Here is an 11,442-nt window from a genome sequence, read left to right on the forward strand (position 1 = left end):
GACTGTCCGGCAACGGACGCAGCAAGCGTCTGCCTCGGACAAGCAGGGGACGGAAACATGGGTCGGAAGATCGCGATCGTCGGCGCGGGTGCGGTTGGCGGCTATGCCGGTGCGCATATGGTGCAGGCTGGTGAGGACGTCACCTTCATCGATCCCTGGCCCGAGCATGTCGAACACATGCGCAAGCACGGACTGCGCGTCACGCATGCGATGGATGTTGCCGAGTTCTCGGTGCCGGTGCGTGCGCTGCACGTCACCGACGCGCAGCAACTCGCCAAGGAAAAGCCGGTCGACATCGCCTTCGTCTGCATGAAGTCCTACGACACCGGCTGGGCCACCATGCTGATCCGGCAGTATCTGGCGGCGGACGGCTACGTCGTGTCGCTGCAGAACTGCATGAACGAGGAGACCATCGCCGGCATCGTCGGCTGGGGCAAGACGCTCGGCTGCATCGCGAGCAGCATCACCGTCAATCTGCCCGAGCCCGGCCATATCCATCGTGGCGCCGGCAAGGGCGGGGCGGCGCATACCGTGTTTCGTGCCGGCGAGGTGCATGGCCGCATCACGGCGCGGGCGGAGGAAATTTGCCGGCTGGTCGCTTATTCCGACAGCGCCAAGGTCACCTCCAATCTCTGGGGCGAACGCTGGTCCAAGCTGGTCGCCAACGTGATGGGCAACGGGCTGTCGGCCTGCACCGGTCTCCCCGGCGGCGAGGTGCTGCAAAGCGAACCGCTGCGCCGCTTCTCGACCCGGCTCGGCAGCGAAGCGATCCGCGTCGGCCAGGCGCAGGGCTATCAGCTTGAGGAGATCCTGCACCTGCCGCCCGAGACCATCGCCCGCGCCGGCGAGGGCGACGAGGCCGCGACCCGCGCCTGCGACGAACAGCGCTTCAAGGACAGCAAGCGCACCTCGTCCGCGCAGCGCCCATCGATGGGCCAGGACATGCAGAAGGGCCGCCGCACCGAGATCGAATTCCTCAACGGTTTTGTGGTGCGCGAAGGCGAGAAGCTCGGCCTTGCCTGCAATGCCAACGCCGCGCTGACCGACATCGTCAAGCGCGTCGAACGCGGCGAGCTGAAGCCGGATCCACGGCACATCACGGAGCTGCGGATGAATTGAGCGGCCGGCGCTGACGAGAATTCCATGTAGATCGTGCGCCCTCGAAGAGCGCGCAGCTATTTGATGCCGTATCTTGCTGCCATCTCGTCCGCTACGTTCGGTTTGATGGCCAAGGCCATGGCGATGTCGGCCTCGCCGCCTACTGCATCTCCCTTCCGCCGCTTGGCAATTGCCCGTCCGTAGAGCGCCACCGCCATCTTCGCATCGATCTGAAGCGCAGCGTCATAGTCTTCAATGGCTTGTTCCAACGCACCTTTCTTGAGATGGGCAACGCCACGCGAATCAAGAATGCTGGCCTCGCCAGGTTTTATCCGCAGTGCTTCGTTACAATCAGTCAGCGCACTCTCGTACTGGCCGAGCACTGCGCGAAGTAAGCAACGGTTGTTCAGGACGGATGCGTTGTTGGGCTCCAGCTTTAGTGCCTGGGCGAAATCCGCCATGGCGTGATCATAGTCCCGCTTTCCTTGGTAGGCGCTCGCCCGCCGGGAGAAGGCGGTTGCGGTTCCGGGATTTGGATCGAGCTTGATCGCCTGGTCGTAGTCGGCATTCGCGCGATCGCGATCCCCCTTCATTCCGTAGATGTAGGCTCTTGCGCGGTATCCTGCCGTGCATGGTGGATCAAGCGTGATCGAGCGATCTACGTCTTCGATCGCTCGATCGTATTCGCGCGTGTTTGAGTAAGCGGTGCCGCGGGCCAGAAAGGCGCGCGCGTTACCCGGGTACAGCTTGACGGCCTCGTTGAAGTCCTCGATGGCATGCTCATAATCCGCCATCTGGAGATAGGTCTGGCCGCGGCCGGCAAATGCAAGCGATGAGGCAGGATCGAGGGAGATAGAGCGGTTGTAGTCTGCCAATGCTTCGTTGATTTGGCGGTTTCCCAGATAAAGTCCACCTCGGTTGACATACAGCCGGGCGTTGTCCGGATCGTAGTCAATGACGCGGCTAAGTTGCTCGATAGCTCTTGCGTAGGCGCCAGTGGACGACAATGGAGCCGTGGCGGCCCGGGCGCGTGCCTCCCTGTTCCTAGACAGCGCAGATGCGTCGGGAATCTTACCTTCGGCCGCGGGTGGCGCGTCGGCTCGGCATGCGGATACGATCCTTTGTGTTTGCGCCTGCTGTGCCCGCGCCGGATCAGTTCCTCCGAGGGCAACTAGAAGAGCTAACAACGCGAACGCTAACCACGAGCGTGGGCTAATCGGCCAACAGCGTCTGCAGTTCGAATGAAACGAAATCTTGCCAGCGGATGTGCGGATCGGGTCAGAACTTCCAAACAGAATCATACGTAATGTTCTCAACTAACCGAGAACAACGTTAGCAAGAATTACGGCGACGTACACCCCTCGAGTTGTCGGGGCGCGAGAGTCTTGGCGACCGTTAGGGCGCGGACGAAGCCTTCCAGACTCGCGCTGGAGGTTTCGCGGGTGCGCGCGATAGCAGGGCGACCTGCGCCTTGTCGCTACAGCAGCTGCCGTACTCCCATCCCATGCATAAACCGCTCGCGGATTTGCACGGGGTCGCGCCTTGTCGTGCCGGTGCCGGGCTTGTCGTCGATGCGGACGCCGATCAGCGTCGGGCTTGAGGCCGATTTCGACTGCTCGATCAGGCGCTCGAAATCGTCCTCGTCGGCGGCCCAGGAGCTGTTCGCAAGGCCGCTGGCGAGTGCCACCGCGACGATGTCGGTGTGGCCTGCGGCCGGGGTCGGCTGGCTGCCGGTGATCTGGTAGATGCCGTTGTCCATCACCACCATGGTGAGATTTTTGGGCGCCAATGTCGCGATGGTCGAGAGGCAGCCGAGCTGCATCAGCAGCGAGCCGTCGCCCTCGAGCGCGAACACGCGGCGCTTCGGTTGCGCAAGGGCGACGCCGAGTGCGATCGGGAAGGCGAGGCCCATGCTGCCCAGCATGTAGAAGTTCTCCGGGCGATGGCCGGCGGCCCAAAGATCAAAGTTGGTGTTGCCGATGCCGCCGATCACGGCCTCGTCCTTCAACGTGCTGACGAGGCGCTGCGTCAGCTCGAACCGGTTCATCACCTTGGTGTTGCGCTGTGTGCTGGTCATGGCTGATCTCACTTGTCGAAGGTCTTGCCGCCGGTCAGCAGCGGCGAGAGGATCAGCGCCACCGGCGCCTGGGTGGTGACGGCCTGCTTGATCGAGCGGTCGGCGATGAATTCGAGTTCGTCGAGCCGGGTGATGGTGTGGTGCTCCATCGCCAGCGAATCCAGCACCGGGCGCATGGTGCGGCAGACCAGCGCCTGGCCGTAATTGAACTCGCCGAGCGTACCGCGCTCGGAGACGAACATGATCAGCGGGATCTGGTAGGGCACCGCCAGCGAGGCCAGCACATTGGCGAGCGTGGCAAAGCCCGAGGTCTGCATCAGCACCGCACCGCGCATTCCGGCCATCCAGGCGCCGGAGACGATGCCGACGGCCTCTTCCTCGCGCGCGGTCGGAAATGTCGTGAAATACGGATCGGCGTGCAGATTCTTTATCAGCGTGGTCAGCACCCGGTCGGGCACATAGGGCACCAGCTTGATCTCGTTCCGTTTCAGGGTCTGCAGCACGATGCCGTGCCAGGTCGTCCCCGACGTCTGGGGCGAGGCTTGTTCCGCGGCCGCCATCCTGTTCTCCCTCATCGTGCGACACTGATGTTCGCTTTCGGCTCGAAACTTGACGCGGCGCCTGTGATTGTCAACATGCCGCGGCCGCAACGCGATCTGCAGAATTCGGCCATCGCTGTGCCGAACCGGCGTGCGATACAGGCGGTAACGACAAAGGGACGGAACGATCAAGGGACGGGAGGCGTCGATGGCCGGATGGGTCTGGCGGACCGCCATTGCGGCAGCGGCCGTGCTTGCGGCCGGCTTTGCGACCGCGCAGCCATACCCGGCCAAGGCCGTTCACATCCTCGTGCCATATCCGCCCGGCGGCGGCGTCGACGTGCTGACGCGCACGCTGGCCGAAGCCGTGTCGAAAACCTGGACACAAGCGATCGTGATCGAGAACCGGCCGGGCGCCGGCGGAGTGATCGCCTCGCAGGCGATCGCAAGCTCGGCGCCTGACGGTTACAATTTGATCATGGTGGCGAGCGGACATGCCACCAATCCGTTCCTCTATCCGAAGCTGCCGTACGACACGTTCAAGGATTTCTCGCCGATCTCGCTGCTGGCATCGTCGCCGAACGTGCTGCTGGTGCGCGCGGACTCGCCGTTCAAGTCGGTCAGCGACGTCATCGCGGCGGCGAAGGCGAAGCCGGGCAGTCTGTCGTTCGCTCATGCCGGCAACGGCACCTCGACCCATCTGGCCGGCGAGCTGCTCAACAATCTCGCAAAAATCGATCTCAGCGCGATCCCCTACAAGGGCGGCGCGCCCGCGATCAACGATCTGCTTGGCGGACAGATTCCGATGTCGTTCAACAACGGGCCGGAATCGGTCGGCCAGTTGCAGGCGGGCACGGTTCGCGCGCTGGCAGTGACGACGGCCTCGCGCGCGCCGTTCCTGCCTGACGTGCCCAGCATGTCGGAGACCGTGCCCGGCTATGACACCGAGGTGTGGTGGGGCCTGCTCGGGCCGGGCAACATGCCGGCCGATCTCGTCGCGAAGATCTCGCATGATTTCGTGGCGGCAGTGAACACCGCTACGGTGAAGGAGCGGCTCGGCAAGCTCGGCGCGATCTCGATCGGCTCCACGCCGGACCAGTTCACGGCCAAGATCAAGGCCGACTACGACAAATGGGGGCCGATCATCAAGGCCGCCGGCATGAAGGCGGAATAGCAGATGGTTACATCCGAGATTCCCGCCTGCCTGCCGCCGCGGCCCGTGACACCGCCGCGGGAGAAGTTGCCGGCGAAGGCATGCGACACGCACGCGCACGTATTCGGCCCGACCGACCGCTTTCCCTACGCCAATGATCGCAGCTATACGCCGCCCGACGCGCCGCTCGCGAGCTATCTCGGCATGCTCGATGCGCTCGGCTTCGCGCGCGGCGTGCTGGTGCAGGGCAGTGCGCATGGCCGCGACAATTCGTCGATGCTGGATGCGTTGCAGCGCGAGCCGGCGCGGCTGCGCGGCGTCGCGGTGGCCGATGCCGATGTCGCTGCGGGCACGCTGCGGCAATGGCACGTGCTCGGCGTCCGCGCGTTGCGCTTCAACCATTTCTTCCGTGGCGGCCAGTTGCATTATCGCGGTGGCATTCCGCTCGGCGTCGCGGAGACGCATGCGCCCGTCATGGCCGAGCTCGGCTGGCACCTGCAGCTCTGGATCGACGTCAAGGATCTGCCCGGCACGATCCCGGCGCTGAAGGCGCTGGGCTTGCCCGTGGTGGTCGACCACATGGGGCGTACCGCTGCTAGTGCCGGCATCAACACAGCGGGCTTTCAAAGCCTGCTGCGCGCGGTCGGCGAGGGCTGGTGTTGGGCGAAGCTGTCAGGCGCGCATCGCTTGAGCCAGCGAGCGCCCGATTATCCGGATGCGCGGCCGTTCCACGAAGCGCTGCTAGCGGCCAATCCTGAGCGGCTGGTGTGGGGCGGCGACTGGCCGCATCCGCGGGTCGAGGGCGAAATGCCCGATGCCGGCCATCTGCTCGACTTGTTCTACGAATGGACGCCGGATGCCGCGACACGTCACCGCATCCTCGTCGACAATCCCGCAAAACTCTATGGCTTCCCAAACTGAGAGCTGCTCGAAGACATGACCGTCAACAACAAGCGCGTGTTCTACGTCAAATACCTCGCCCACGAGATCTATGTCGACATCCTGAAGAAGCGGCCGGACGTCCGGCTCGATCGTCTTGAGAACGAGACACCGGAGGCGCAGTTCGCTCCCGTGCTGGCGGATGCGCATGCCTACCAGATCGGCGCGGCACGCGACGAGCTGGCGCCGCATTTCCATGCCCATGCCGAGCTGCTGAAGCGGGCGCCGAACCTGCTGATCGTGTCCTCGAACGGTGCCGGCTTCGATCCGGTCGATGTCGATGCCTGCACGGCCGCGGGCGTGCTGGTCGTCAACCAGTCCGGCGGCAACGCCAACTCGGTCGCCGAGCACGCGCTTGGCATGATGCTGACGCTGTCAAAGCGGATCATCCAGTCCGATCGCCGGCTGCGACGCGAGGCCAATGTCAACCGCAACGATTTGATCGGCAACGAGCTAAGGGAGAAGACCGTCGGCATCGTCGGCCTCGGCAATGTCGGCCGCCGCATCGCCGAGCTGTGCAAGGGCCTGCTGCACATGAAGGTGATCGCCTACGATCCGTATCTGACGGCAGACGAGATGGCGAAGCGGGGCGGCGAGAAGGTCGAGCTCGACGATCTGCTGCGCCGCGCCGATTTCGTCTCGATCTCCTGTCCGCTGGACAGCAAGAGCCGGGGCATGATCGGCGCCCGCGAATTCGCGCTGATGCAGCCGCACGCCTATTTCGTCACCACCGCGCGCGGCTTCATCCATGATGAGAAGGCGCTGGAAGAGGCACTGCGTGACAAGCGCATCGCCGGCGCCGGTCTCGACGTCTGGTCCAAGGAGCCGCCGCCGCCGGACCATCCGCTGCTGCAGTTCGACAACGTGCTGGCGAGCCCGCACACCGCCGGCGTCACCCGCGAGGCGCGCATCAACATGGGCCGGATCGCCGCCGAGCAGATCCTCGACGCGCTCGACGCAAGCGCCCGCCGCGCATCATCAATCCCGAGGTCTGGCCGGTCTACGCGAAGAGGTTCGAGAAGGCGTTCGGGTTCTTGCCGGGGTAGGTGGCGGCGGTAGCTGCCAGCGGCGGAGTCAGGTGAGCACACCAGTCAGGCTCCCTCTCCCTTGCGGGAGAGGGTGGGGAGAGGGGTGGCCCCGGGCGCGACGGCCGACGAGGGCACGACCGTCTCAATTCGGATCCCGCATTGTCGGACTGCAAAATGAGAGAGTGTGCCGTGCGGCCACCCTCTCCCTAACCCTCTCCCGCAAGGAGAGGGAACCCTGCCGTTGGTGCGTCCCTCACCAGCGAGGCGTGTCGCGGCCGCGCGCGGCCAAAACAAAATACCGAAAAACAACCCCATGCAAAGGAGCCGGCGGCTGCGGCGTTCGACCAGCAACTTGACACGTCGGGCAACTCAAGGGTACATTTCCAATATTCCGAAATCGTTCAGGCGCTCGGCCGCGCATCGTCGGTCCCGAGGTGTGGCCGGTGTATGCGATGCGGTTCGAGAGGGCGTTCGAGTTCATGCCGACGTGGTTGAAGTCGAAGGCCGCCGCCGTGGCAAGTGAGCACGCTTGTCAGGTTCCCTCCCCCTGCCATCGTAATGACCTCGTTAAACCCGGTGCCGGTCATACAGCTCGGCGCAACTGGAACACGTGAAGTGTGTTCGACACGCAATGCAACTGACTAAACCTCAAGCTGTGGTTTATTCGCAACGCGCGAAAAGCAAACGGCAAGAAGAGGCGCAGTTCCATCGCTGGGCCACGCAGTTTCATTGCTAGACGAGCATGACTCCTGCACGCTGCGGGCGCGGCGCTTCGCGGTCGCAGTGACTCCAGGGGAATGCAGTGCGAACTTTTGTGGTGCCCGATCAGCAAGGCGTATCGGGAGTGGTTGCGCGACGAACACTGGCTTCGCTGTGTGCCGGGCTGCTCGCGTCGGTGACGCTGCTCGTGACTGTCTTGCCGGCTGCGGCCCAGGACGCGACCTGGGTTTTCAACCCCACGGTAGGCGGACCCGTCCCCGGAACGCCCGATTACAATGGCGCCGCCAATTGGACACCGGCAACGGTACCGACCGGCACCGCCACATTCGGATCGACGAACAGCCCCAGGCTGTCGTTCTCGGCGACCAACACCAGCGTCGGTGGCTGGACTTTTAATGCCGGGGCTTCCGCCTACACGTTCGGGCTCGTCGGTCAAACACTTACGTTCAACGGTGCCGGCATCGCTATCGATGGTGGTAGCGCCACCTTCAACATCAACGCCAACGGGGTCATCACAAGCACACTACAATTCCTCAACGCGAGTTCGGCCGGCAACGCCACCATCATCAATAACAACTCGCCGGGCGCCGCCCTAACCACCAACACGGTAGCGTTCTTCAACACCAGCTCAGGCGGCAACGCCACCATCAACAACGACCGTAATCTCGCTTTCCACGACAACAGCACTGGCGGCAATGCGAAAATCGTCAACACTGCTGTGGCGGACTTCTTCAACGCGAGCACGGCCGGCAATGCCGTCATCACCGAGAACGGCTTCTTGGCCTTCCATGACACCAGCACAGCCGGCAACGCGAGCATTACCAATAATGGCGGCACCGGAGTAAGTTTCCAGGATGCCAGCACAGCCGGCAATGCCACCATCATCAACAATTTCGGCTTGGCGTTTGCGAATTCGAGCACGGCCGGCGCCGCCACCATCACGACCAACAGCGGCGGCACGACTTTCATTCAGGACTCGGCCAGCGGCGGAACCGCGCGCTTCATCCTGAACGGGACCGGCATACTCAACATTTCAGGCCTCACGACCGGCGGTACCGCGGCCGGGTCGATCGAGGGTGGCGGCAACATCCGTCTCGGCGCGAACACCCTGACGGTTGGCGGCAATGATCTCTCGACGACATTTTCCGGCGTCATCAGCGGGACCGGCGGGCTGACCAAGGTCGGCGACGGCACCTTGGCCCTGTTAAACATCACCAACAGCTACACCGGCGCGACCGCCGTTAACGGCGGCACGCTCGAGGTGGACGGCTCGATCGCCCGCTCGTCGAGCGTGACGGTCAATTCAGGCGGCACCTTGAGCGGCACCGGCGTCGTCGATCCCGCGTCCACCACCATCGCCCCGGGCGGCACGCTGGCGCCCGGCAATGCCGCAAGCCCGACCGGCACGTTGAACGTTACCGGAGATCTCGCTTTCCAGTCCGGCGCGTTCTATCTGGTGCAGGTGACGCCGTCGGCCGCGGCATCGACCAATGTCCTCGGGACCGCGACGCCGGGCGGCGCTACGGTCAAGGCGGCATTCGCCAATGGCAGCTACATCTCCAGGCAATATACCATCCTGAGCGCGGGCAGCGTCAGCGGCACCTTCGGCGCGCTCACCAACACCAACCTGCCGGCAAACTTCACGGACTCGCTGAGCTACGACGCCGCCCACGTCTATCTCAACCTCACGCTGAACTTCACGCCGCCACCGTCCGGCCCCAACTTCGGCAGCGGCCTGAATCTCAATCAGCAGAACGTCGCCAACACGCTGGTCAACTACTTCAACACGACCGGCGGCATTCCGATGGTCTACGGCACGCTGACCCCGGCGGGCCTGACGCAAGCCTCGGGCGAACTGGCGACCGGCTCGCAGCAGACGACGTTCGATGCCATGAACCTGTTCATGGGGCTGCTCACCGATCCCTTCATGAGCCGTAACTGTGACGCAGGCTCAGCGCGGGACGCTCCGGGCTATGCGGAGGAGCGCGATGCCAGCGGCTGCGCAGCCACAAGGAAGACGGGCGCGTATGCGATGTTCACCAAGGCGCCGCCGGTGCCGTTCCTGCCGCGCTGGAGCGTCTGGGCGGCGGGCTACGGCGGCTCGCGATCGACCAGCGGCAACGCCGTCGTCGGATCGAACGACACCACCAGCAGCGTGTACGGCACCGCTGTTGGAGCCGACTATCTGTTCTCGCCGAACACCATCGCGGGCTTTGCGCTCGCCGGCGGCGGCACCAACTTCTCGGTCGCGGGCAGCGGCAGCGGCCGATCCGATCTGTTCCAGGCCGGCGCCTATCTCCGCCATACCGAAGGTGCGGCCTACATCTCCGCGGCATTGGCTTATGGCTGGCAGGACATCACCACCAACCGCATCGTCACGGTCGCCGGCCTCGATCAACTCCGCGCCGAGTTCAATGCCAACACCTATTCCGGCCGGCTCGAAGGCGGCTATCGCTTTGTTGCGCCGTGGACCGGCGGTATCGGCATCACGCCTTACGCCGCGGGCCAGTTCACGACCTTCGATCTACCCGCCTATGCCGAGCAGGTGATCTCGGGTCTGCCGACCTTTGCGCTCGGCTATGCCAGCAAGAGCGTGACCGACACGCGCAGCGAGCTCGGCTTGCGCACCGACAAATCATTCCTGGTTCAGGACGGCATCCTGACGCTGCGCACGCGCCTGGCCTGGGCGCACGACTATAATCCCGACCGCGCGATCGCAGCGACCTTCCAGGCGCTGCCTGGTACCAGCTTTGTCGTCAACGGCGCGGCGCAGGCCAGCGACTCCGCGCTGACCACGGCGTCGCTCGAGATGAAATGGCGAAGCGGCTGGTCGGCGTCGGCGACATTCGAAGGCGAGTTTTCCGACGTCACCTCGAGCTACGCCGGCAACGGCGTGGTGCGGTATCAGTGGTAAGCCGCCGCTGTCCCTGTTTGTGAAGGACGCCGTCTTCGCCGGATTGCATGAATGAAGAAAACCGCGGTGCTGATTGGAACCCAGGTCAGCAACCGAAGCGAAAACTCGGCAGGCAGCGGAACGAGATGGACTCATAACATAACATAATGTTATCATAACATTGCTTTGTTGAACTCCAGGCTGCGCGTTTCTCGCAACAGAATGCGTAACGGGAAGATGCGCTTCCTCGTTGCGCGACGACCGATACGCCTGCCCTCTGCGCGCGGGGCGCTTCGCGGTGTCTCCAGGGGAATGCAGTGCGAACTCTTGTGGTGCCCGGCCAACGCAGTGCGTCGGGATTGTGCGGGCGACGAACGCTGGCTTCGTTGCGTGCCGGGCTGTTTGCGTCGGTGGCGCTGTTGGTGACCGGCTTGCCGGCCGCGGCTCAGGACGCGACCTGGAGTCTGAACCCCACGGCAGGCGGGCCCTACTTGGGGATGTTCGACTTCAATAGCGCCGCCAACTGGACACCGGCAACGGTTCCGACCGGCACCGCCACATTCGGAGTGACGAACAGCTCAAACGTGGGGTTCTTGGAGCAGAACACCAGCGTCGGTGGCTGGACTTTCAATGCCGGGGCCTCCGCTTATACGTTCAACGTTGGCACATACTTCGGGAGTCAATTACTTACGTTCAATGGCGCCGGCATTGTGAGCAACGGTGGCAGCGCAACCATCTTTAACGAGGGCGGCTTCGCGGCCGTATCCACAACACAATTCCTCAACGCGAGCACGGCCGGCAGCGCCACGATCTACAATAGCGGCATTCTCTTGTTCTCCGACAGCAGCTCGGCTGGAAGCGCTACCATCGTCAACGACAACCTTACCCAGACCGCAACACGGTTCTCCAACACGAGCACAGCCGGCAATGCCGCCATCACCAATAACTGGAGTCTCCAGTTCGGCGACAGCAGCACGGCCGGCAATGCCAGGATC

The 11,442-nt window shown here is 63.9% G+C and carries 7 protein-coding genes and 2 pseudogenes; 6 read left to right on the top strand and 3 right to left on the bottom strand.

Translation table 11 applies throughout. The features are described from left to right. The first annotated feature begins 57 nt into the window (after window positions 1-57). Window positions 58-1,119, top strand: coding sequence for a ketopantoate reductase family protein (locus ALC15_RS29550; RefSeq protein ID WP_050630327.1), 1,062 nt, complete (start codon window positions 58-60; stop codon window positions 1,117-1,119). Between the two features lie 56 nt (window positions 1,120-1,175). Here ALC15_RS29550 and ALC15_RS29555 read toward each other — a convergent pair whose 3' ends face one another. The 3 genes from ALC15_RS29555 to ALC15_RS29565 form a co-directional block, all read right to left on the bottom strand. After that, on the bottom strand, window positions 1,176-2,105 hold the full coding sequence (locus tag ALC15_RS29555) for a tetratricopeptide repeat protein (protein WP_162240521.1): 930 nt from the start codon (window positions 2,103-2,105) through the stop codon (window positions 1,176-1,178). A gap of 470 nt (window positions 2,106-2,575) precedes the next feature. Continuing rightward, on the bottom strand, window positions 2,576-3,175 hold the full coding sequence (locus tag ALC15_RS29560) for a thiamine pyrophosphate-dependent enzyme (protein ID WP_050630329.1): 600 nt from the start codon (window positions 3,173-3,175) through the stop codon (window positions 2,576-2,578). A gap of 8 nt (window positions 3,176-3,183) precedes the next feature. Beyond that, window positions 3,184-3,735 (bottom strand): thiamine pyrophosphate-binding protein, encoded by a 552-nt coding sequence (locus ALC15_RS29565; RefSeq protein WP_050630330.1) that lies wholly within the window; start codon window positions 3,733-3,735, stop codon window positions 3,184-3,186. 187 nt (window positions 3,736-3,922) lie between these two features. Between ALC15_RS29565 and ALC15_RS29570 the strand changes: the two genes are divergently transcribed. The 5 genes and pseudogenes from ALC15_RS29570 to ALC15_RS29590 all read left to right on the top strand — a co-directional run. Then, window positions 3,923-4,888, top strand: coding sequence for a Bug family tripartite tricarboxylate transporter substrate binding protein (locus ALC15_RS29570; protein ID WP_050630331.1), 966 nt, complete (start codon window positions 3,923-3,925; stop codon window positions 4,886-4,888). Window positions 4,889-4,891: 3 nt separating this feature from the next. Next, window positions 4,892-5,788: an amidohydrolase family protein gene (locus ALC15_RS29575; RefSeq protein ID WP_050630332.1), complete on the top strand. Its 897-nt coding sequence runs from the start codon at window positions 4,892-4,894 to the stop codon at window positions 5,786-5,788. Window positions 5,789-5,803: 15 nt separating this feature from the next. Next, window positions 5,804-6,852, top strand: a pseudogene (locus ALC15_RS29580) (hydroxyacid dehydrogenase). Window positions 6,853-7,651: 799 nt separating this feature from the next. Then, window positions 7,652-10,468 (top strand): autotransporter outer membrane beta-barrel domain-containing protein, encoded by a 2,817-nt coding sequence (locus ALC15_RS29585; protein WP_244486318.1) that lies wholly within the window; start codon window positions 7,652-7,654, stop codon window positions 10,466-10,468. A 365-nt stretch (window positions 10,469-10,833) separates the two neighbouring features. Further along, window positions 10,834-11,442: pseudogene (locus tag ALC15_RS29590) on the top strand (hypothetical protein); the annotation flags it as partial.

Source organism: Bradyrhizobium viridifuturi, from assembly GCF_001238275.1.
Lineage (GTDB): Bacteria > Pseudomonadota > Alphaproteobacteria > Rhizobiales > Xanthobacteraceae > Bradyrhizobium > Bradyrhizobium viridifuturi.

What these genes read in the sequence shown, in the direction of transcription:
- ALC15_RS29550 (WP_050630327.1), top strand. Translation starts at nt 58, where the DNA reads ATGGGTCGGAAGATCGCGATCGTCGGCGCGGGTGCGGTTGGCGGCTAT.
- ALC15_RS29570 (WP_050630331.1), top strand. Translation starts at nt 3,923, where the DNA reads ATGGCCGGATGGGTCTGGCGGACCGCCATTGCGGCAGCGGCCGTGCTT.
- ALC15_RS29575 (WP_050630332.1), top strand. Translation starts at nt 4,892, where the DNA reads ATGGTTACATCCGAGATTCCCGCCTGCCTGCCGCCGCGGCCCGTGACA.
- ALC15_RS29560 (WP_050630329.1), bottom strand. Translation starts at nt 3,175, where the DNA reads ATGACCAGCACACAGCGCAACACCAAGGTGATGAACCGGTTCGAGCTG.
- ALC15_RS29565 (WP_050630330.1), bottom strand. Translation starts at nt 3,735, where the DNA reads ATGGCGGCCGCGGAACAAGCCTCGCCCCAGACGTCGGGGACGACCTGG.